The sequence below is a fragment of the Gammaproteobacteria bacterium genome (assembly GCA_028817225.1).
Taxonomy (GTDB): Bacteria; Pseudomonadota; Gammaproteobacteria; order Poriferisulfidales; family Oxydemutatoraceae; genus Oxydemutator.
The window spans coordinates 16,408-37,594 of record JAPPQC010000044.1 but is presented as its reverse complement, the minus strand read 5'-3'; the positions used below and the strand labels follow the sequence as shown (position 1 = coordinate 37,594).

At 58.0% G+C, this 21,187-nt stretch carries 23 protein-coding genes and 1 tRNA gene; 11 read left to right on the top strand and 13 right to left on the bottom strand.

What is annotated here, in order from left to right; all coding sequences use genetic code 11:
* Positions 1-220 precede the first annotated feature (220 nt).
* Entirely contained in the window at positions 221-1,420 is a 1,200-nt protein-coding gene (locus OXU50_06155) for a Fic family protein (protein ID MDD9869458.1), read from the top strand.
* Between the two features lie 64 nt (positions 1,421-1,484).
* Here OXU50_06155 and OXU50_06150 read toward each other — a convergent pair whose 3' ends face one another.
* Genes OXU50_06150 through OXU50_06140 form a run of 3 tightly spaced genes read right to left on the bottom strand, consistent with a single transcriptional unit; the run spans position 1,485 to position 4,283 of the window.
* Positions 1,485-2,207, bottom strand: a complete 723-nt coding sequence (locus tag OXU50_06150) for a hypothetical protein (protein MDD9869457.1) — start codon at positions 2,205-2,207, stop codon at positions 1,485-1,487.
* On the bottom strand, positions 2,198-3,277 hold the full coding sequence (locus OXU50_06145; GenBank protein ID MDD9869456.1) for a CBASS cGAMP synthase: 1,080 nt from the start codon (positions 3,275-3,277) through the stop codon (positions 2,198-2,200). Before OXU50_06145 ends, OXU50_06150 begins: the two co-directional genes overlap by 10 nt.
* Complete coding sequence (locus tag OXU50_06140; protein ID MDD9869455.1) at positions 3,270-4,283, bottom strand: CBASS cGAMP-activated phospholipase; 1,014 nt, start codon at positions 4,281-4,283, stop codon at positions 3,270-3,272. The genes OXU50_06145 and OXU50_06140 overlap by 8 nt, the downstream gene beginning before the upstream one ends.
* Before the next feature lie 145 nt (positions 4,284-4,428).
* Here OXU50_06140 and OXU50_06135 point away from each other — a divergent pair, with 145 nt between their 5' ends.
* From OXU50_06135 to lpxB, 5 genes are all read left to right on the top strand, one after another.
* Positions 4,429-4,836, top strand: coding sequence for a helix-turn-helix transcriptional regulator (locus OXU50_06135; protein ID MDD9869454.1), 408 nt, complete (start codon positions 4,429-4,431; stop codon positions 4,834-4,836).
* Positions 4,836-5,378, top strand: coding sequence for an ImmA/IrrE family metallo-endopeptidase (locus OXU50_06130; protein MDD9869453.1), 543 nt, complete (start codon positions 4,836-4,838; stop codon positions 5,376-5,378). Before OXU50_06135 ends, OXU50_06130 begins: the two co-directional genes overlap by 1 nt.
* A 50-nt stretch (positions 5,379-5,428) precedes the next feature.
* Positions 5,429-6,151, top strand: a complete 723-nt coding sequence (locus OXU50_06125; GenBank protein MDD9869452.1) for an SAM-dependent methyltransferase — start codon at positions 5,429-5,431, stop codon at positions 6,149-6,151.
* Positions 6,135-6,758, top strand: a complete 624-nt coding sequence (locus OXU50_06120) for a restriction endonuclease (protein MDD9869451.1) — start codon at positions 6,135-6,137, stop codon at positions 6,756-6,758. Before OXU50_06125 ends, OXU50_06120 begins: the two co-directional genes overlap by 17 nt.
* An 88-nt stretch (positions 6,759-6,846) precedes the next feature.
* On the top strand, positions 6,847-8,016 hold the full coding sequence (gene lpxB, locus OXU50_06115; protein ID MDD9869450.1) for a lipid-A-disaccharide synthase: 1,170 nt from the start codon (positions 6,847-6,849) through the stop codon (positions 8,014-8,016).
* Between the two features lie 19 nt (positions 8,017-8,035).
* On the opposite strand, the gene OXU50_06110 is transcribed toward lpxB, so the two are convergent.
* Genes OXU50_06110 through OXU50_06095 form a run of 4 tightly spaced genes read right to left on the bottom strand, consistent with a single transcriptional unit; the run spans position 8,036 to position 11,778 of the window.
* The gene (locus OXU50_06110) at positions 8,036-9,148 is read right to left on the bottom strand and encodes a mechanosensitive ion channel family protein (protein MDD9869449.1); all 1,113 of its coding nucleotides are present in this window, start codon (positions 9,146-9,148) and stop codon (positions 8,036-8,038) included.
* Between the two features lie 16 nt (positions 9,149-9,164).
* Positions 9,165-10,178, bottom strand: a complete 1,014-nt coding sequence (gene nagZ / locus OXU50_06105) for a beta-N-acetylhexosaminidase (protein MDD9869448.1) — start codon at positions 10,176-10,178, stop codon at positions 9,165-9,167.
* The gene (locus tag OXU50_06100) at positions 10,175-10,936 is read right to left on the bottom strand and encodes a type III pantothenate kinase (GenBank protein MDD9869447.1); all 762 of its coding nucleotides are present in this window, start codon (positions 10,934-10,936) and stop codon (positions 10,175-10,177) included. Before OXU50_06100 ends, nagZ begins: the two co-directional genes overlap by 4 nt.
* Positions 10,933-11,778, bottom strand: coding sequence for a biotin--[acetyl-CoA-carboxylase] ligase (locus OXU50_06095; GenBank protein MDD9869446.1), 846 nt, complete (start codon positions 11,776-11,778; stop codon positions 10,933-10,935). The genes OXU50_06100 and OXU50_06095 overlap by 4 nt, the downstream gene beginning before the upstream one ends.
* Before the next feature lie 75 nt (positions 11,779-11,853).
* On the opposite strand from OXU50_06095, the gene OXU50_06090 reads away from it, so the two are divergent.
* From OXU50_06090 to OXU50_06080, 3 genes are read left to right on the top strand one after another with little or no spacing between them, the layout of a single operon-like run.
* Positions 11,854-12,435 carry a YceI family protein gene (locus OXU50_06090; GenBank protein MDD9869445.1) on the top strand — a complete coding sequence of 194 codons (582 nt, stop codon included), beginning with the start codon at positions 11,854-11,856 and terminating at the stop codon, positions 12,433-12,435.
* Positions 12,435-13,004: a cytochrome b/b6 domain-containing protein gene (locus OXU50_06085; GenBank protein ID MDD9869444.1), complete on the top strand. Its 570-nt coding sequence runs from the start codon at positions 12,435-12,437 to the stop codon at positions 13,002-13,004. The genes OXU50_06090 and OXU50_06085 overlap by 1 nt, the downstream gene beginning before the upstream one ends.
* A 2-nt stretch (positions 13,005-13,006) precedes the next feature.
* Complete coding sequence (locus OXU50_06080; GenBank protein ID MDD9869443.1) at positions 13,007-14,689, top strand: glutamine--tRNA ligase/YqeY domain fusion protein; 1,683 nt, start codon at positions 13,007-13,009, stop codon at positions 14,687-14,689.
* Between the two features lie 24 nt (positions 14,690-14,713).
* Here OXU50_06080 and OXU50_06075 read toward each other — a convergent pair whose 3' ends face one another.
* The 3 genes from OXU50_06075 to OXU50_06065 all read right to left on the bottom strand — a co-directional run bounded on the left by OXU50_06075 (position 14,714) and on the right by OXU50_06065 (position 16,961).
* Complete coding sequence (locus OXU50_06075) at positions 14,714-15,979, bottom strand: hypothetical protein (GenBank protein MDD9869442.1); 1,266 nt, start codon at positions 15,977-15,979, stop codon at positions 14,714-14,716.
* Positions 15,980-16,134: 155 nt separating this feature from the next.
* Positions 16,135-16,557 carry a hypothetical protein gene (locus OXU50_06070; protein MDD9869441.1) on the bottom strand — a complete coding sequence of 141 codons (423 nt, stop codon included), beginning with the start codon at positions 16,555-16,557 and terminating at the stop codon, positions 16,135-16,137.
* A complete protein-coding gene (locus OXU50_06065) occupies positions 16,554-16,961 on the bottom strand; it encodes a hypothetical protein (protein MDD9869440.1) in 408 nt (135 codons plus the stop codon). Before OXU50_06065 ends, OXU50_06070 begins: the two co-directional genes overlap by 4 nt.
* Positions 16,962-16,975: 14 nt before the next feature.
* Here OXU50_06065 and OXU50_06060 point away from each other — a divergent pair, with 14 nt between their 5' ends.
* Positions 16,976-17,278 carry a hypothetical protein gene (locus OXU50_06060; protein ID MDD9869439.1) on the top strand — a complete coding sequence of 101 codons (303 nt, stop codon included), beginning with the start codon at positions 16,976-16,978 and terminating at the stop codon, positions 17,276-17,278.
* Positions 17,279-17,431: 153 nt separating this feature from the next.
* Complete coding sequence (locus tag OXU50_06055; protein ID MDD9869438.1) at positions 17,432-18,352, top strand: hypothetical protein; 921 nt, start codon at positions 17,432-17,434, stop codon at positions 18,350-18,352.
* Positions 18,353-18,427: 75 nt separating this feature from the next.
* Here the strand turns inward: OXU50_06055 and OXU50_06050 are convergent.
* The 3 genes from OXU50_06050 to OXU50_06040 all read right to left on the bottom strand — a co-directional run bounded on the left by OXU50_06050 (position 18,428) and on the right by OXU50_06040 (position 21,185).
* Positions 18,428-18,503: transfer RNA gene (locus OXU50_06050), tRNA-Thr, on the bottom strand.
* Positions 18,504-18,555: 52 nt separating this feature from the next.
* A complete protein-coding gene (gene tsaB / locus OXU50_06045) occupies positions 18,556-19,260 on the bottom strand; it encodes a tRNA (adenosine(37)-N6)-threonylcarbamoyltransferase complex dimerization subunit type 1 TsaB (protein ID MDD9869437.1) in 705 nt (234 codons plus the stop codon).
* Positions 19,257-21,185, bottom strand: coding sequence for an ATP-dependent DNA helicase (locus OXU50_06040; protein ID MDD9869436.1), 1,929 nt, complete (start codon positions 21,183-21,185; stop codon positions 19,257-19,259). Before OXU50_06040 ends, tsaB begins: the two co-directional genes overlap by 4 nt.
* Positions 21,186-21,187 lie beyond the last annotated feature (2 nt).

Genomic DNA, 21,187 nt, shown 5'->3' with positions numbered 1-21,187 from the left:
CGGGATACGGAGACAGTTGATGCCGGAGGGGAGTGAGCAGGCGGGGTGGAGGTGATGGGGGGATTGGGCTGAAAGGCGCGGATTATTTGCCTAAAGTAGAAAGCGGGAGACTTTAGGCAAGGTTGCCTGATGCCGTCTATCCGGCCCTGAATCTGCAAGAAGTAGTTTTTTCATGGCTGGATAGCGGGTTTTGTATAAAGTCAAATAGGCACAAATCTTTTTGTATAAAGCAAATAGCGTAAAACTTTATATAAATTCCGCTGATGTGGTATTCTTGCCTCGCAAGAGGCTGCCACCCATGAAACCCTTTGTCCCACAAGGCTTGCCGATACCGGGCATTGACCTGGTTCGGTTCATGCCTGCCCTTGGCGAAGCCAACCGTTCACTGGCACGCTACGACGACCTGATTCAGAAAACCCCCACGCCGACCGCCCTGCTGATTCCGATGCTTGCGCGCCGTGAGGCGCTGGATTCTTGCCGGATTGAAGGTTTCCAATCCACGCTAAGCGATGTGTTCCACTTTGAGGAAGACGAGAACATTGCCGAAACAAACGCGCAACGGGACGAACTGCAAGAGATACTGAACCATGCAAGCGCCGCGCACCTGGCCGCGGCGGAACTTGAAAACCGTTCTTTCACGCTGAACCTTATGAAAACACTCCACGCCCGGCTGCTGAACAGCGGGCGCGGGCAAAGAAAAAATCCGGGGCAATTTCGCACCATTCAGAACTGGATAGGCAGGGAAGGCACGCCGATGGAACAGGCGTCGTTCGTGCCGCCGGAGCCGTTGCGCGTTCCTGAATACATGGAGCAATGGGAGCGGTTTTACCATTCGGGGCAGCCTGATATTCTGATGCAGGCGGCGATTCTCCATGCCCAGTTTGAACTCATTCATCCCTTCATGGATGGCAACGGGCGTCTCGGGCGCCTGCTGATTCCCGTTTTTCTGCGCGGGAAGAAAGTGCTGTCCGGCCTGAACTTTTACCCTTCCGCCTATCTGGACAGACACCGTGCCGCTTACATGGATTGCCTGCGCGGACTTGGGACCAACAGGCCTGATGAGTGGCACCGGTGGATTGCCTTCTTTCTGGAAGCGCTGACAACCCAGGCACGGCAAGACTCTGAAACCGTCGTGCAAATAACAGAACTTTATGAAAACGCAAAGAAACGCTTTCTTGACTTGACGCAATCCCGGCTGGCAATCCCTCTGCTGGACGCCATTTTCAACAAGCCGCTTTTCCGCACTTCCTACCTCAACAAAAGGCTTGCCGTGCTGGAAAAACCGCCCACAGCCCCGACCTTGAGCAGCCTGCTTTCCAAACTGACAGAAGGCGGGGTTCTGGTGATGAGGGAACCGCGCAAGGGGCGGCGTGGTGCGCTGTATGAGTTTTCAGGGTTGCTGGAGTTGCTGGAGGACTGATAAATAGCAATGGCATCGAATGATGTAGGAAGAATTTTTATGGAGTCTCCCGGAATGATATACATCAATGTTGTTTTAACCGCGCCCATTTTCTTAAAATGTTAAATCCTTCTCTAGCTTCTGGATGACAATCTTTTACTTTTCTGCGCGAACCACAAAAACATTTTGCGTTGGGCCCCATTTTCTCGTTGTCAAAAATATGCGGAGGTGCACCCTGCTCTAGCAGAAAGCGAATAGCTTCATTGACAATTTCACTGTCCAGAAATTTTCTATGCCTATACATATCCTCTAGGTGTACCGCCACATCACAACCGTGCGAACGACCAGGCCACGGTTCTTGACTGTGTTTTTCCCAATAACTGTGGTAATAGAAATATGGAATTAAGAGCTCATCAAAAAAATCCTCAAGAGTGTCAATTTTCCTCATCCTCAGTCTGACAGACAGATTGCTCCCCAAACAGAGTTCTTCTGATTTAGGAAAAACATGCACAGTAGGCAGGTCGCCATCCGCTATTTCTTGGGCCCGTCTTTTCAGCCTTCCACCGGTTTCTTTAACATGCGGTAAGCCACCTCCATCAAAAGACAAATCAATCGCATATTTGTCTTCTATATAAGAGCGCTCATTTCTCTCTTCATCAGACGGCGGCCCATGAAAAATATTAACCCTAAACGGGCCGATTTTTCGTGCCCGATATCTAAGAATCCCCACTACCGCACTGTCATTTCTCACACGCAGTCCTGTGTAGTGCTTCCGCAACCATTTAATATCACTTGGTTTTATCTCCATTTTGACGCCCATGGTTGAGAGGCAGTTACTGTCTTTGGAGCAACGACAGCAGCGGGTGTCACCGTTACGACAGAAATCAAGTTAGAGTCACCAGGAAAATATCCCCCGAATTGGTGACACAGACATTCGTGCGCCTCTTTTTTGCCTATATCTCCACACAACGCCAACTCCATGTGTTCAAACAAACCCTCAAGTGTTGCAATAATTCCCCTTCTCTCTCCAAGATTAATGTCCCCATCAAGCTTTTCAGAAGCATCTGTGGGGTCCACAATTCCATCCCCGGAGAGATAGTCAATCATCAATCCAGCAACTTCCAAAACAGCCTCATCATCATCAACTTCTCTGTTCGCAATCGAGTTTTCATTAAAAGCACGATTAACCATTTCCATAATCAGAATGGATTTCAGTGAAGATTTGCCCCACTGGTGATCTCTCCATGCCTTGAAATAACGGCAGACACGAATATATTGTTTTCCGTGTTTGCATTTGCAATCCAGAACCCAATTAATGATTTTTCGAGGATCAGATTCTACCCAGTTCTCTGTTCTATGGGCAAGCAAGACCTTGTCGGGATCTACATAGGGTATATTTGCTTCTTCATAGAGATGCTTATACTTCTTCTGATCTGATAAGACATCTAATACCGCCTCCGACACAGCATAAAGAGGGATATCAATGTGCATGTTGTCTTTGATAATCAGCCGACAGCAAGAAGGCTTGGTTATGTCCAGCATCCACTTCTCGGCATCAGCCAAGCTTTTTAACGCACTATCTACAGAATCGAACAGGATTTGTGAAGAATCTACTGTGGCATTTATCTGAACAGGAAAGTAGGCGCCATCATCCAGGTCCATCTGTTGCGGAGGGACTCGGCAGGGGCGGTTGAGGGTTCCGTAGGCAAACGATCCTTGAGTAAGGAATTTGACCTTCGAATTATTAGAGAAGTGTTGCCGCAAGTGTTTTCGAACACAGCGCCGAACATTTAGCAGGGTGGTATTGTCTGCATCTGAAATTTGCAGATTCTTTCCAAACTGCTTAAACACTTTGCCAAAATCGCGTCGCTTATTCATGGTTATTTACCTCCTTAAGGTAACAAGGTTGATAGGAAGGAGCCGAATGATAAAGAAATACATCCGCTTCCGGTTTGCCGATAAATTTTTTGGCTGATTCCTCACCCATGCTTTTGAGCGTTCGAATAGCCACTTTATCAGTGATATCCAATTCGATATTGGATACTTGATCATGGGTTGGCAGTTCATCAATGAAAGAATATCGTTTCCCAAGTTGATGCCGCAACATATCGTCGGTAATCTTTTCTTGGGCCGATACGGTCAAGAGAAAAACCTTTTCCCGCCAATCGAGAATGCCTTTGCTCAGATTCTTACTGGCATCCAAGCGGAATTCACCACCCATCGTGCCGATGGATAAAAGGTTGATGTCTGCAATGTCCCGCCCACAAAAGTGCATTGCCTCGTGGACACCGAACATCCCTGGTGCATTTCCGACCAAGCCGCCGTCCACATAGCAGGAATTCGTCTCTTTGGATTGGTGAATTGGAAAAAATATCGGTGCCGCACTGGTAGCTAACGCCACATCCGACATCCTCCGCTTGTAGTCGTTTCGGAAACTCTCATGATGTGGTGTTTTGAAGAATTGAGGCTTTCCAGTCGAGTAGTTAATTGCCGGGATAAGAAGTCTCTGGCGGCTGTGGCTAAGAGTACTGCCCCCATAAAATTCTTCCGCTACACGTTTCAGAGGGGCATTGCTGTGCTTAGCCTTGAAAAGATAAAAAATCAGTTTCTTCTTGGGGTTCGGAAAAATCTCAGGGCCGCGAGCTTCCATAATTGTGGCAATCTCACTCGCTGGCTTCCCCAACCCTAATGCCATTGCCATAATTCCCCCAATTGAGGTGCCACAAATTAAATCAAAGCACTCGCCAATAGGCTTGCCCGCTTCTTCCTCTAATTTGGCAAGCACAGTGGCGGAATAAAGCCCTCGAAAGCCACCCCCTGATAGCGCCAAGATACTGAATATGCGGTCCTTTTTACTCATACCAACTTCTTCAATATTCATCATGGTGTTTATTATATAGGGCCTCCCCTTCTCTTGTCAAGAATCAAATCTGATAAATGGCAATATGTCAGTATTATAAACATTATTCCATAAAAATATCTGTATGATGTCGCCTTGGGATTTAAGGTAACCCTTACTTCATGTCCAAATGCCTGACAACGTCCAGAATCTCTCAGGCCAATTCTGGCTGATTTTCGGCGAGCGCGTCAAAGCCCGACGGCGCGAGCTGAATCTCACTCAGGTGGAGCTATCTGCTGATATAAGCATCTCTCGCACTGCCCTCGCCAATATAGAAACAGGCAAGCAAAGAACATCTGTTCTCTTACTGGCACAATTGGCTAAAGCGTTGAAAGCTTCTCCAGAGAGTCTAATCCCGAATCTTGCGGATGCAGAAGAGCGCTTGCAGCGTGCACTGCAAGTATCCATGCCTGCCAAAGGCAAACCAAAATTGGTTCAGGAGCTGGAAAATTTAAACATTTCAGTAGAGCCTGAAAGTAATCTGGAAAATGTGTTAAGGGAAGTACAAAATCAACCTAAAAAGCAAAGGAGCAAATGATGAATACGCTTTATGAAAAACTTGATGAAAGAGCAAGCAGGCTACTTAATCAATCAAAAGCACTTGCTTTGCCTATCAACCTTGGCGCAGTCGCTGATTTTCTCAAGCTTTCCATCGTAGAGAAACCGTTGGAAGAAGAGTTTTCGGGCTTCTTGGCGGTAAATGAAAAAACTATTGTAATTAATTCACATCATGTACCAGTCCGGAGACGCTTTACAGCTGCTCACGAAATCGGGCACTACATGCTACACCGGAAAAAGAATTCTGATTCTCCTGTCTTTATCGACAAGACAATTTATTATCGTCGCGAAAGTGATACTGACAGTACAGTTAATTACCGAATGGAAATGGAAGCCAATGCTTTCGCTGCTGGTTTGTTGATGCCATTGATTTTATTAGAGAAATATCTCGACAAACACCCTGAAGTGGATCTTGGGAAAACTGCGGACATCAAGCTGATAGCTGATGAATTCGAGGTAAGCCGGCCTGCCATGGAGTACCGGTTGCGCAACCTCGGGTTTTTATTGCCAACCAGTTTTTAACTATCACCAAACCAGCACATACAAAGTTACCTACAAGGAGTTTACAAATAATGTACCGAGTAGATAGAAACAACTTTTACGAGAGGCAAAAGAAATCTACCATACAAACGCCGACAGGTGTCAGCCAATTCATTTATGAGTTGCTGCACGACAAGATAGATCGTGCCAACAAGGTACTTGACCCGTGTGTAGGGGAAGGTTCATTGCTCAATCCATGGAAGAAATCCGGCTTCAAGGTCATGGGGATAGATATTGAAGAACAGGGCTTCCCGGGTACGAGAGTACGTAATTATCTGACATTAACCCGTAGAGACATACGCGATACTCCGGGGCTGGTAGTGATGAATCCGCCATTCAATATAGACCCGAAGACCAAGAAGCATTTGGTTGAGGCATACGGCGGAAGGCCGTTATTGCCGGAAGTATGGCTGCAAAAGGCGATAGAATTGTTTGGCAAAAGTATCCCGATTGTGTTATTTACTCCCTATGGGTTGCGCCTGAATCAGACCATGCAGTCAAAACGCTGGTGCAAGTTTGCTGATGGCGCATATCCTGAAATCTGTTCAATCATCAGTTTGCCGAAAGATATTTTCAACGGCATACTGTTCCATTCAGAGATATTGATATTCAATATCAAAGGACTAAAGGGGCATTATTTTTACAATGGCGAAATCGAACGAATTGCGGCAAAACAAAGAGCAGCACAAGCCGAAAAACGTAGAGTCAAAGACGGACGACAAAGAGTTGTACAAAGCAATGGAAGATTGTGTTGAATACCTTGAATCACGGTTCAAGGACGAACTCTCTGCACATGAACTTCATCTGCAACCGAACATATCGTATAAACAGATGATTGGGATAATTCAAAGCGGCGGTTTGCGCGTTGAATTTGATCGTGTATTTGACGACCGGACAATCCGGCCTGATGGAGGTGTAATTCTACTGAAACCGAAGTCGGAGCATGAGGATACACGGATAGTGCTGATTTCAGAAGCCAAGAAGCAAGGCACAAACGAAGAACGTATAAAAGAAGGCCACACCAGGCAGGCACAAGGGAACGCCATAGAGAGGCTTGGGAAAAATCTTGCGGGGATTAGGGCAATGATGAATCACGAATACATAACGCCTTTTGTGTGTTTTGGTTGGGGCTGTGATTTTGTAGAAAACTATGGCGATGATTTTGTGATGTCTAAAATCTCGATGATGAACGAGTTTTACAGATTGAACAAGATACATGTCTATAAACGCGATGGCGACGGCACAAGGAACCGGTATGCGCCGGTGTCTATGTATTTCAGAGAGGAACAGTGGACGCGGGAAGAAATGTTTAACATTCTGAAAGAGGTCGGAGAGGACGCAATCCGATACTATTTGCACTGATAGCAAAACAGAACAAAATCTGGTGTGATTTAGGCTTTGAGAGAACACGAAGACTCTCATATCCACCTAATTACCGAAGACCCAACCAATGACCACCCCCCACCGCATCATGCTGGTCGCCGGCGAAGCCTCCGGCGACCAGCATGCAGCCCACCTAATCCGCCAACTCCACGCAACAGGCAATTTCCAGTGCTGCGGCATGGGCGGCGCCGCGATGAGAGAGGCGGGGGCGGAGTTGCTGGTGGATTCCACGCCGCTGGCGGTGGTCGGGCTTGTCGAGGCCCTGCGTTATTACCCGGCGCTGCGGCGCGCGTTCAACACATTGAAGCGCGCACTGAAACGCCAGCCGCCCGACCTGCTGGTGCTGGTGGATTACCCGGAATTCAATCTTAAACTGGCGCGCATCGCGGCCCGGCGCGGCATCAAGGTGCTGTTCTATGTCGCGCCGCAGGTATGGGCTTGGCGCAGCGGGCGCATCCGCAAGATTTACCGCAATGTCACCCGCCTCGCGGTCATCCTGCCGTTTGAAGAGGCGTTCTTCGCATCGCACGGCGTGCCGGTGGACTACATCGGCCACCCGCTGATTGAAGACATTGAACGGTGGGAACGCGACCACGCAAACACCGCCGACGCAAACGCCGCCCGCACGCACAAGAAAAAAACCGTGCTGCTGCTGCCCGGCAGCCGCCGCAGTGAAATCGAGCGGCTGCTGCCAACGCTGTGCGGCGCCGCCGCGAAACTGGCGCAGCGCCTCGGCGGCCAGGTCGGGTTCCGTCTGCTGCGCGCGCCCGGCATTGATGAAAGCCTGCTGGCGCCGTGCCTGCAACGCGACGATTTTGATTGCCGCCTCGCCGACGGCGGAACCTGGCGGGAAATGAAGCGCGCCGACGCCGCCATCAGCGCCACCGGCACCAGCATCCTGCAACTCGCGCTGTGCGGCACGCCGACGGTCGGCATCTACAAACTGTCGCCCGTCACCTGGTTCATCGCCCGGCGCCTCGTCAAAATCCCGTATGTAAGCCTCGTCAACATCATCAGTTGCAAGCCGGTCATCCCCGAGTTGCTGCAACACGAGGCCACGCCGCAGGAGATTTGCGGGCAAGCATACAATCTGCTGACCAACGCCAAACGCCGCCAGGAGATGAAGCGCGATTTCAATGATGTGCGCGAACAACTCGGCGCCCACCGCTCTTCCGAAAGGCTCGCCGAAATCGTCGGTGAGATGACGCGGGAAGCGCCCGCCGACAAGCCCCGCTGACCGCCCCGCCCGAAGCCCCTCACTTCTCCCACGGCATCGGCGGCGCGCCCGCCACATGCACCGTCGTCGTCGGAAACGCAATCTCGGCGCCCTGCGCGGCGACAATCTCGTGCACCTTCATCAGCACCGACTGCTTGACGGCGTGAAACTCGGTCCAGTCCGTCGTCCCGGTATAGGCGTAAATCAGAATGTCCACCGACGACGCCGAAAACTCGTTCAGGTTCACAATCAGCGTCTTCTTGGAGTCAATCGCCGGGTGCGCCGCAAGCATCCGCTTGACGCCGTCCACAATCGCCGGCACGACGGCGATGTCGTCGTAACGCACGCCGATGGCCTCGTTAATCCTGCGGTGGCTCATGCGCGACGGGTTCTCCACCGCAATGCTCGCAAACGCCGAATTCGGAATATACAGCGGGCGCTGGTCGAATGTGCGTATGCGCGTCAGCCGCCAGCCGATGTATTCCACGGTGCCCTCAATCTCGCGGTCGGGCGAGCGTATCCAGTCGCCCTCGGTGAAGGGCCGGTCGAGGTAGATCATCAGCCCGCCGAAAAAGTTCGCCAGCAAATCCTTGGCGGCAAAGCCGACGATGATGCCGCCGATGCCGCCGAAAGTCAGCAGCCCGGCGATGCTGTAGCCCATCGTTTGCAGCATCATCAACCCGGCGGTCACGACAACCGACGCCCGCAGCAGTTTGTTCAGCGCGCGCGCACCGGCGCGGTCGAGTATCTTGCCTTCGCCGCCGCCGTCTTCGCGTTCAAGCAGCCGCGTTTCAAAGCCTCTCAGAAAGCGCAGCACAAACCACATCAGCGTCAGTATCACCAGCAGTTTCCTGACGGTGGCAATCAGCCCGGTCAGGTAGGCGTCGGCGTCGTGCCACGCGAATTCGGCGGCGTAGGAAATGCCGACGGTCCAGACGAACACCGTCAGCGGCCTTTTCAGGCTCTCCAGCAGCACATCGTCCCAGGCCGTCGCGGTGCGCCCGGCGCGCCGCAGCAACTGGCGCACCGACAGGTTCACCAGCCAACTGGCAATCATCACCGCAAAGACAATGATGAACAGCGCCAGCACAAACCACAGCGGCGAGTCCGGGCCGAAACCCAGGTAATTGGATTGGCGTAAAAATTCCTGCATGATTTCCTGCCGGCTCCTACCGGCGCCGCTCCAGCAGCGAAACATCCCGTCCGTGGTCGAACATCCCGCGCGAAGCGTCTTGAAGGGCGCGGCGCGCCGCGCTCCAATGGCGGGCCGCAACCGAATTGTAATGCTCAATCTCGCGGTCGGCAAACCCCGCCATCAAATCCCGCGCCATGCCCCGGTCGTTGCAGACCAGCGCGATGTCGCAGCCGGCGTCCAGCGCGCGTTTCAGCGCCGCGGCGCCGAGACCGGCGCAGCCGGCCATGCCGAGGTCGTCGCTGAAGACCAGCCCGCGAAACCCGAGTTGCCCGCGCAGCACATCGCGCAGCCAGTAACTCGACAAACTCGCGGGCGCCGCGTCCGCCGCGGCATAGATTACATGCGACAGCATCACCGCGTCCAGCAGCCCCGCCGCCGCCAGCGTCTTGAACGGCAGCAGGTCGTTCGCGGCAATCTCGTCAAAACCGCGCCCGTCGCGGACAACCTGGTCGTGGGTGTCGCCAACCGCCGAGCCGTGCCCGGGAAAATGCTTGCCGACGGCCATCATGCCGACATCGTGCAGCCCCTCGATAAACGCGCGCCCCAGCGCGGCGACGGCGCGCGGGTCGGCGTGAAAGGCGCGCTCGCCGATGACGCCGCTTTTGCCGGTTTTCAGATCAAGCACCGGCGCAAAACTGAAATCAACGCCGACGCCGCGCAACTCGTGCGCGACAACGCGCCCAAACGCGCGCGCAACGCGCAGCCCCTGTTCGCGGTCGCGGTCATAGAGATGCCCGACGGCGGCGGGCTTCGGCAGCGCGGTGAAGTGTTCGCGCAGCCGCTGCACATCGGCGCTTTCCTGATCCACGGCAATTTGCAGGTTCCCGTCAACCGCCCTCACCTCATCGGCCAGGCCGCGCAACTGCTGCGGGTCGCGGTAATTGCGCGTGAACAAAACAACGCCGCCAACCAGCGGATGAGCCAGCAGACTTTTCTCTTCGGACGACAGCGAAACGCCGTCCAGCCCAATCATAAAGACGCCGTTCATGGCCGCCACCGGCACGCCTCGCCGACGATCACCATGCCCTCAAACACCAGATTCGGCGCGTGCAGAAAATCCCCCGCTGTCGCATCGGCCAGCGCCTGCACGCCGCCGCCGGTGCCGACAATCAGCGCGTCGTCGTCGCCGCGCCGGCGCAGGTCGGCGATGATGCCCTCAAGCGCCGCGTGCATCATGCGCCGGCAGCCGGCGCCGATGGCGCCGGCGGTGTCGGTCGCGGGCAGATTACCGGCGCCGGCGCCGGCGCCGGTGTCCGCCGCTCCGAGGCGGTGTGTGCCGCGCCGCAGCGCGTCGTGCAGCAGCGCGGCGCCGGGCACAATAACGCCGCCGTGGTGCAGGCCGCCGGCATCCAGATAATCCAGCGTAACCGCGGTGCCGCAATCGGCGACGATGCACGAGCGGCCAACGCGGTGCCACGCCGCAACCAGCGCAAGACAGCGATCCACGCCCAACTGTTCGGGCCGGTAGCGCGTCGTCACGCCGCAAACCGGCAACTTCGGCGACAACGCGACCGGCTCAACGCCAAAAACATCGCGCACCGTTTGTGCAAAGCGCGCATCGTGCTCGGCGCCGGCGACGCTGGCGACATGCACCGACTGCGGCGCCCGGCCCGGATGCTTTGCAAACGACGCGCGCAAACCGGCGGCAAGGTCGTTCACCGGCACCGCATCGCAGAAGGCGACGGCGTCTTGTTCATAGCGCGCGTATTTGCAGCGACTGCTGCCGATGTCCACAAGCAGCCTCACAGGCGCACGCTCACTTCCTCGCAGCGGCAGGTTCGGATGCCGCCCTGCGCCTGCACGCGCAGCCGGGCCTCGCGGTTGACGCCCTTGGCGACGCCGCTGAAAGAACCGTTGGACGAGACGACCTCAACCGGCCTGCCGTTCAGAAAATCAAGCGGCGCAAAGCGTTCGGCCATCGCCGCGATACCGGCGGACGCCACGCAGTCGGCGGCCTCGACAATGGCCTCGACGACCATCGCCGCGACGGCGTCGGCGGACACCGTCAGCCCGGCCTCGGCCAATGTCGTCCACGGACGCTCAATCGCGGCGCCGGCCCGCGCCGGCAGCGATACATTGACACCGACGCCTGCCACGCACAACGAACCGCGCCGTTCAACCAGCACGCCGCCGAGTTTGGCGCCGAGTTTGGTTACGGGTTTGGCGCCGCCGCCCGCGCCGCGCACGCCATCACAATACAAATCATTCGGCCACTTGACGCCGACGCCGCGCACGCCCGCCTTTTGCAGACGCCGCGCCAGCGCCGACGCCGTCATCAGGCCCAGCCACGCGGCGCGCGTTTCGCCGACCGACGCGCGCCACGCCGCCGACAGATACACGCCGCCGCCCGGCGGCGAAACCCAGGTGTTGCCGAAGCGCCCGCGCCCCGCCGTCTGCGATTGCGCGAGGCACAGGTCAAACAGGCCGGCGGCGGGCTTGCCGGCGTCTTCACCGGCGCGCGCCAGCAGTTCATCGCTGGTCGAGGCGGTGGTGTCGAGCACGCAAAGCGAGGCGATGCGGCGCCTGATTTTTGCCGGCAGGTGTTCCAGCAGGCGGGCGGATTCAAACGGGGACGCGGGGGGCTGCACGGCCCGTATTGTACATGGCGCCGCCGCCGATGCGATAGAATACGCCGCATACCCCACCCAAAACCCGGAGCGACCATGACCGACAAAACACAAAAAACCGTTCGCAATTTCTGCGCCGCCGCCGTCCTCGCGCTGGCCGCGCCATGCGCCCCCGCCGCCGACTACGACATTGACCCGGCGCACTCCTTCATCCAGTTCCGCGTCAAGCATCTCGGCTTCAGTTGGCTGGTCGGAAGGTTCAACCGCTTTTCCGGCTCGTTCCACTACGACGCCGACAACCCCGCCGCGAGCAAAATAGAACTTGAGGTCGAGACCGCCAGCGTGGACAGCAACCACGCCGAACGCGACAAGCACCTTCGCAACGAGGACTTCCTTGATGTAACCAAACACCCGAAGGCGTTCTTCAAGAGCACGCGCTACGACGGCGACGGCGACGGCGGCAAGATGCACGGCACGCTGACGCTGCACGGGCGCACCAACCCGATGGTCATCTCCATCAGCAAGATCGGCGAGGGCGACGACCCGTGGGGCGGCTACCGCGCCGGCTTTGAGGGCTGGGTTACCTTCGCGCGCGCCGACTACGACATGAACTTCGACCTCGGCCCGTCGGCGAAAAATGTCGAGATGGACCTGTATGTGGAGGGCATCCGCCGCTGATGCCCGAAGTGTCTGAGCGGGCGCCGGCACGCGCACCGGAGCAAGTGCCGGAGCGTTACGACGGCGTCGCGCGCACGCTGCACTGGCTGATTGCGGCGCTGATACTCGGGCTGGTCGCGCTCGGCTGGTGGATGACGGAGATGAGTTACTACGACCGCTGGTACCAGGACGCGCTGTTCTGGCACCGCACGCTCGGAATGGCGGTGCTGCCGCTGGCGGCGTGGCAGATCATCCGGCGCGCGGTGCGCGGCACGCCGGCGCCGGCGCCGGGCCTCGCCGCGTGGGAACACGCGGCGGCGAAGGCGGCGCACCGCGCGTTCTTCGCGCTGATGTTCGCGCTGCCGCTGAGCGGCTATGTCATCTCGACTTCCGCCGGCGCGCCGGTGCCGCTGCCGGGCGGCCTTGAGATTCCGGCGCTCCTTGAGGCCGGTGACGCCGCGCGCGACGCCGCCGTGTCGCTGCATTACTGGCTTGGCTACGGCGTCGCCGCGCTGGCCGCGGTGCACGCGGCGGCGGCGTTCAAGCACCAGTGGCTGGACGGCGCCGGCGTGCTGCGGCGGATGGTGTGAGCATGAAACCGCCGGCGGACGAACCGCAAACCAACTTCATCCGCCAGATTGTCGAGCGCGACCTCGCCGCCAACAAGCACGGCGGCAAACTCGTCACCCGCTTTCCGCCGGAGCCGAACGGCTACCTGCATGTCGGCCACGCCAAGGCCATCTGCCTGAATTTCGGCCTCGCGCGCGAACACAGCGGGCTTTGCAACCTGCGCTTCGACGACACCAACCCGGAGAAGGAAAGCACCGAGTACGCCGAGGCCATCATCGAGGATGTGCGCTGGCTCGGCTTTGAATGGGACCAACTGCTCTATGCATCGGACTACTTCGGCCAACTCCACGACTGCGCCGTTGAACTGATACGCGCGGGCAAGGCGTATGTGTGCAGCCTCAGCGCCGACGACATCCGCCGCTACCGCGGCACGCTGACCGAACCGGGCGCCGACAGCCCCTTCCGCGAGCGCGGCGTGGAAGAGAACCTGGATCTGTTCCGGCGCATGCGCGACGGCGAGTTCGGCGACGGCGAACATGTGCTGCGCGCAAAGATCAACATGGCCGCGCCCAACATCAACATGCGCGACCCGACGATTTACCGCATTCGCCACACCGCGCACCACCGCAGCGGCGACCGCTGGTGCATCTATCCCACCTACGACTTCACGCACTGCCTGTCGGACTCGATCGAGGGCATCACCCATTCGCTGTGCACGCTGGAATTCGAGGACCACCGCCCGCTCTACGACTGGTTTCTCGAGGCGCTCGGCGTGCACCACCCGCAGCAAATTGAGTTCGCGCGCCTGCAACTGACGCACACCATCACCAGCAAGCGCCAACTAAAGAAACTGGTGGACGCCGGCGTCGTGGACGGCTGGGACGACCCGCGCATGCCGACGCTGTCGGGCATGAGAAGGCGCGGCATCCCGCCCGCCGCGATTCATGACTTCTGCGAGCGCATCGGCATCACCAAGAAAGACAGCTGGATTTCAATGGACGCGCTGGAGACCTGCGTGCGCAACGAACTGAACGAATCGGCACCGCGCGCGATGGCGGTGCTTGAGCCGCTGAAAGTCGTGATTGACAACTACCCGGAGGGCGGCATCGAGGAAGTGGAGGCCGCCAACGACCCGAACAATCCCGCCGCCGGCACGCGCAAACTGCCGTTCTCGCGCGAACTTGTCATCGAGCGCGGCGACTTCATGGAGGAGCCGCCGAAAAAGTTTTTCCGGCTGGCGCCGGGGCGCGAGGTGCGGCTGAAATACGCTTATTACATCACCTGCGAGGATGTCGTCAAAAACGGCGACGGCGAAATCACCGAACTGCGCTGCCGCTACGACCCCGCAAGCCGCGGCGGCGGCACCGCCGACGGGCGCAAGGTCAAGGGCACGCTGCACTGGCTCAGCGCGGCCCACGCAAAGCAGGCCGAGGTGCGCCTCTATGACCGGCTGTTCCATGTAGAAAACCCGCTCGCCTGCGACGATGTGATGGACGCGCTGAACCCGGAATCGCTGGTCGTGCGGCGCAACTGCCTGGTCGAGCCGTCGCTGCTGGACGCGCCGCCCGGCCATTGCCGGCAGTTTGAACGGCTTGGTTACTTTGTAAGGGACAGCGACGGCGGCGAACACCCGGTGTTCAACCGCACGATGACATTGCGCGACACTTGGGCCAAGTTGTCAAAACAGGGGGCAAAGCAGAAGTAGAAACAAGCGTGCAGGCCACAGCCGTCACCCACCGTCGGGTGCGGCGCGCGGGCAGTCTTCTGACGCCTTTGCAACCTTTCTCTTGGTGTCCAGCGGAAAGAAAAATTCCTCCGGCAAGCGCCGCCTGGTCTTCGGGTGGCGCAGCGTGCGCTTGGCGACAAAGTCGAACAGCAGCCGGTTGTAGCCGAAGATTTCATCCAGCCAGCGCCGCTCGTCCTTGCTGATCATGTCGCGCTCGGCCAGCCCCTCGGTCGGATTCAGGAAAGTCAGCGCCGGCACCGGGTAATCGCTGCCGTTCACGACCCGGTTGTGCAGCGGCCCTCCTTCCTCGGCCTTTTCCATCAGCCGCACCAGAAAGTGGCGCGAATCGCCCGACAGCCTGCCGCCCAGCAGCATCACCGAAATCTCGCTGAACAGCGTTTCCTTGTATTCCTCCAGCGCCATCAGCCGCATCAGGCCGTCGAAATAGGTCGCGCCGGTGTCCGGATGCCTGCCCCTGCGGGCGCTGTGCAGCGCGACGACGGGCACGCCGCAATCCAGCGCCGGACGCAGTTTTTCCGGGGCGCTGAAATGCTGGTGCGCCTCGCTTTTCACGCGCAGCGCATGTTCGCGCCCGGTGTGCGTCAGCAGCACCATGTCCCTCTCGGCCATCTCGCGGTAGTAGCCGGCGGAGACTTTCTCCGGGTCAATGTTCATCGAGGACGGCAGCCACTTGATGTAGCGAACACCGCGCTCCGCAAGCCACGCCAGTTGCCGCATGTAATCACGGCGGTACGGGTGCACCGAGCCGACCGCAATCACACGCGCCCGGCTGCGCGTGTCCGTCGCCGCCGCCGCCAGATCGCGGTTCAGGCGCGCGCTCAAATCCACGACATAATCGTTCGGCACATGCAGGTCGGTGTACTGCTCCGACAACTCGCCGTTCTCGTCATGGAAGTAGTCCAGCGCATACAGGTAGAAATGGCTTTCAACCGCGCCCGGCGCGTAACGGCGCTGCACATCCTGAAAATGCAGCAGCAGGTCCAGCAGCCGCTTCTCGTATTGCTGTTCCAGCAGGTCAAGGTTGTCCACGCCGCTGGCGCCCATGAACGCCCGCGTCTTCAGCCACAAATACGGATGGAAAACGCTGTACAACTCCGGGTTCAGGTAGGCGCTGCGGCTCGCCGTCGTCGTGCCGCGCGCAATGGCATGCAGATGATGGTCCGCCAACACCAGTCTGTCATCCGCCGCATCAAATGTGAACGCCTGCGTCAGCAGCCCCTTCGCCCCGTCACTGATGTTCGCATCCATCTCCGACGGCGCCCCACGAAACTCCCCGCCAACCCAAGCACAACCCCCGCACAACAGCGCGGCGGCCACGGCGGCGGATGCCAAACTTTTTAGGTTATTCATTGTTGTATCGGGATTTGCCGGTGGGATTATACGATGTGAGGATTTTTTGGTGGTTATTTTTTTGATTCTTGCTTCTTTTTCAAGTCTTTCCAAGAATATTGTGTTACCTCTCCATTCGGAGTTACCGAAAAAACATATAGTAGCAATTTCTTGGCAACCTGCCATGGCAAACGACGCAAAGCAATTTCTGCGGAGTCATCCGGCAAGCCAAGTCCAAAATAATTTCTTGTGCTGCCGCCAGTTTCCATTCTGGTAACAATTTGTCCGAGAGAATATACAAAAGCAACTTCTTTGCTTCCCTGCCCCTTGCATTCAATCTGAAAATATCGCGGGTAGCGATTGTGGCGAACTTTAATATCCACACCATGCTCCCGCAAACCTCCAAATTGCAAACCTGTACCCCACTCATTGCGAGATAAAAATTTTATGATTGAGTTTTTAACAAATTCCTCAGTCATATCAGTCGCTAATTTCATTTTTTCTTGCCCCCATCCTGCAGGCGTTTGCCCGCTTCCAGTATCGGCAGGCCGGCTTCGGTCGGGATATAAATGATTTGCCTGACATTCCCATTGCGGATACTTTCGCCCAGGTCGCCCAAAAACTCCTGATAGCGATAGGCCGGATATCTGCTCGCTGCTTCGCCGACGATTTTAATCGCATCGGCGCGTTCCTGAGCCGCAAGCTTTTCGGCTTTGGCTTGCTCCACCAGCACCTTGCGCGAATTTTCCGCCAGCGCCAAATCGGCCTGGCCCTGCTTGCTCGCCGACCACACGCTATACACGCGATACGATCCCGCCAATGCGAACAACAACGCCACACCGACAATCACGGCGGCCATGGCGAGGAGTCCTTTTTTAATTAAATCTTTAATGTTGCTCATGTTCATTCTCCAAAGTGGATAAAAAAATGGATAGTTGTCGAGTTTATTATACCGTTCGCGCAGCCGGAGTATCAAGTCAACGGTTGCACTTGCGGGTTGAATCCGCGAATTTTTTTCGAGGAACAGGAAATGTCTGCCGTTCGTCGGATGCAATTTATTGTTACTTCATAGACTTGACTTGTTTTTGCGTGGGAAGTGAAATTTTTTCCCGTTCTGAAGGGCTGCAATGTGCCTATAATGGCCTTGATGAAGAACAAAATATCGCCAGATTACTCGCGCACGGCGGCGGCGGTGGCAGGCGCCGCGTCTGTGCCTGACCAATACATTTGTGTCCAACCGGCAATCTGCGGCCGGCGAATAGCCACTCATCGGGCAAATAGTACCGTTCGTCGGCTGGCGCGCTCCAAGGCTTGCAAAATGCCTCAAATTGGTTTCTCGATAAATCTTGAACCTTATTCGGAGGAAACCAGATGATTGAGGAACAAAAAAAGAAGCCGCTGCCCGGCCGGCACGGCAAAATGGAAATCCGCGATTCAGCGGCAGAGGCAGTGGAGGCCGCAAAAGCGGCGAAGACTGCAAAGGCTGAGCAGGCGGCGAAGGCCGCAAAAGCCGCCAGTACTGTGAAAACAACAGAGGCTGCAAAAGCGGCAAAGACCGCGCAAACGGCGCAAACGGCAAATCCGGCAAAAGCCGGAGAAGCCCGGCTGCCCGCCGGCAACGCGCCGGTTACACAAATTGAGTTCAAGGAAGGCATCCACAAACTCGACAAGAAGATAGATGGCACGAAGGCCGAACTCAAGGAAGACATCCACAAACTTGACAAGAGAGTTGAGGCTGGCTTCTCTGTGACGAAGGCCGAATTCAAGGAAGACATCCATAAACTTGACAAGAAGGTGGATGGCACGAAGGCCGAACTCAAGGAAGACATCCACAAACTCGACAAGAAGGTGGATAACACAAAGGCCGAACTCAAGGCAGACATCCACAAACTCGACAAGAAGGTGGATGGCACGAAGGCCGAACTCAAGGAAGACATCCACAAACTTGACAAGAGAGTTGAGGTTGGCTTCTCTGTAACGAAGGCTGAGTTCAAGGGAGACATCCATAAACTCGACAAGAAGGCGGATGGCACAAAGACTGAACTCAAGGAAGACATCCATAAACTTGACAAGAAGGTGGATGGCACAAAGACTGAACTCAAGGAAGACATCCACAAACTCGGCAAGAAGGTGGATGATACGAAGACCGAGATCAAGGATGGCATCCACAACTTGCGAGATGACATCCACAAATCAGAACTCAGGGTGTTGCTGGTTGTGGTGTCAGTCCTGGTGGGGCTCGTCGTGGGGCTTGTCACCGGCATATTCGACGGGAGCGGCAAACCAATGTAACAGCGGCGGCAACGCGCCGCCGCTGTTCTGCGGGCGAGCCGGTTGCGCTTTTCCTTTGCGCCAAAAGTCAAATTTTGGTGCCGGGGAGAGGAATCGAACCCCCAACCTTCGCATTACAAATGCGCTGCACTACCGATTGTGCTACCCCGGCGGTTGCGCGGTCTATTATAAGGCGAGAACGGAATGGTGCGCCCGTCGCAGTGTCAGACCGGGCTGCGCAGATAGACCGGCAGTGCGTCCGCCGCCTCTACCGCCGCGTTCGCGCCGCCGGTGATGATGGCCGGCAGTGTCAGTTGGAGCATGACTGCGGCGTCGGGCAACAAGTCTTCGTCGCAGATGCCTGGCGCGCCGCCCGGCGCCCTGTCAAGTGCATTGCCCAGCGCCTTGTCCAGCGCGGCGCGATGGACGCGCCAGGCTGAGCCGGCGCCGATGCCGTGGAAATCGGCGGCGATTGGCACTTGTTCGGGCGCCGCCACGCCTTCGTCGCCGGCGGGCGCGGCGAGGCCGTCGGCGCCGCGTGTGAAGCAGCCGTGGTACACCTCGCCCATGCGCGCGTCCATGGCGACCAGCACCGAGTCGGCGTTGTGGCGTTCCATCGCCGCCTGTGCGACGGCGCGCAAATCGGACACCGGCACGACCGGCAGGCCGCGCGCATACGCGACGCCTTGCGCGAAACTCGCGGCGATGCGCACGCCGGTGAACGCGCCCGGCCCGCGGCCAAACACGAGGGCGTCGAGGTCGCTGAGACCGGCGCCGGTTTCCTCGAAAAGCGATTCGCACATCTCGAAAATCAGCGTGTTGTGTCGGCGCGGCGCAATCTCGAAACGGCGCCGGGTGGCGCCGCCGCAGTGCAGCGCCGCCGAGCAGGCCTCGGTCGCGGTGTCAATCGCAAGCACCGCCGCGCTCATTGAAAATAACCCTTCAGCGGCGGGATTTTCCGGAACACCTTCATCGGCGGCAGACTGTCGAGAAACACCCGTCCGTAAGGTTTGGTGCGTATCCTGCGGTCGCCGATGACGATGACGCCGGAATCGGTTTCATCGCGTATCAGGCGCCCGACGCCCTGGCGCAGCGCGAGCACCGCCTCCGGCAGCGTGTTCTCGGCGAAGAAGTTGCGCTCCAGTTCCCGCGCCCGCGCAATCTTGGCCTGCGTCACCGGGTCGCCCGGCGACGCGAACGGCAGGCGGTCTATGACCACGCAGCTGAGCGCCGCGCCCTTCACATCCACGCCTTCGCGGAAACTGTTGGTGCCAAGCAGCAGTTTGCCGTGGCCGTCGCCGAAACGCCGGATCAACTCCATCTTCGGCGCGCGCCCCTGCACCAGCAGGCGCCACGCGGTGTGCGCGGCCAGCCATTCGGCGGCGCGGTTCAGCGCGCGGTAACTGGTGAACAGCAGAAAAGCGCGCCCGTCCGACATCTCCAGCAGCGGCTTGACGCCGCGCATCAGCGCCTCGGTGTAGTCTTCGTCGTTCGGGTCGGGCAGGTTTTCGGGCAGGTAGAGCGCCGTTTGCAGTTGGTAGTCAAACGGGCTGTCGAAGGCGGCCTGCGCGCTGTCCGGGTCCAGCCCCAGTTCGGACAGGAAATGCGTGAAGTCGTCGCCGACGGCGATGGTCGCCGATGTGTAAATCCAGTTCGCGTCGTAGAGGCGCGTCTTGCCGGCCAGCAGCGACGACACATCACACGGACTCAAGCACAACTGAAACGAGCGCGCCGTGCGCGAGAACCACGCGACCGCGTCGCCGCCGCCGTCCAGCACGCGCGCCAGATGGTCTTTCGCGGCCTCGTTTCGCTGCCACAGGTTGTGCCACTGTTCCGACAGTTCGCGCAGCGGTTTCAGCCGCGACGCCAGCGCCTCCAGCGCGCCGGCCAGCGTTTTGCGGCCCTCATCAAAGCGCGCGGCGGACTTCAGCGCGGCGATGGGCGCGCGCTCGGGCAGTTTTGCGAACAGCCGCGTAAACCGCTCCAGCGCGCTGCGCCCGCCGGCGATGGCTTCGGCCAGCGCCGCGTCGGCGCTGTCGGCGCTGTCGCCGGCCTTTGCCGCGCTTTCGCAGTCGCGCAGCAGGTCGGCCAGGCCGCGGCTTGTCAGGCGTTCGGTGAAATTGCTCTCGGCCACGCCCCGCAACTGGTGCGCCTCATCCACGATGATGGTGTCGGTGCCCGGCAGCAGTTCCATAAAGCCCTCTTCCTTCAGCGCCATGTCCGCCATCAGCAGGTGGTGGTTGACGACGACGAGGTCGGCCTGCGCCGCCTTCTGCCTCGCCTTCGACACGAAGCAGTCGCGGTGGCGCGGGCAGTTGGATCCGAGGCAGGTGTCCGGCGTGGAAAGCAGCAGCGGCCACACCGCGTCGTCCTCGGCCACCTCTTTCAGCGAGTTGATGTCGCCGTCGGCGGTCTCGCGCGACCAGCGCCGGATGATTTCAACGCTGTCGGCGGCGTCCGGGTCGAGCATCTGCGTCTGGCCGTGGCGGTCGAGGCGCTCAAGGCACAGGTAGTTGGCGCGCCCTTTCAGCAGCGCGGTTTCAACCGGCGCGTCCAGCGCTTCGAGCACAATCGGCAAATCCTTGAAATAAATCTGGTCTTGCAGGTGGCGCGTTCCGGTCGAGATGATTGTGCGCCGCCCGGACAGCACCGCCGGCACAAGATAGGCGAAGGTCTTGCCGATGCCGGTGCCGGCCTCGACGACAAGGCTGTCGCCGACGGCGACGGCGGCGGCCACCCGGCGCGTCATCGCCAGTTGCTGCGCCCGCTCGCTGAAACCGGCGATGTGGCCGGCGACGGGGCCTTGGGCCGACAGCACATCGGCGCAGCGGCGCGCGAAATCGGCGTCGTTCATCG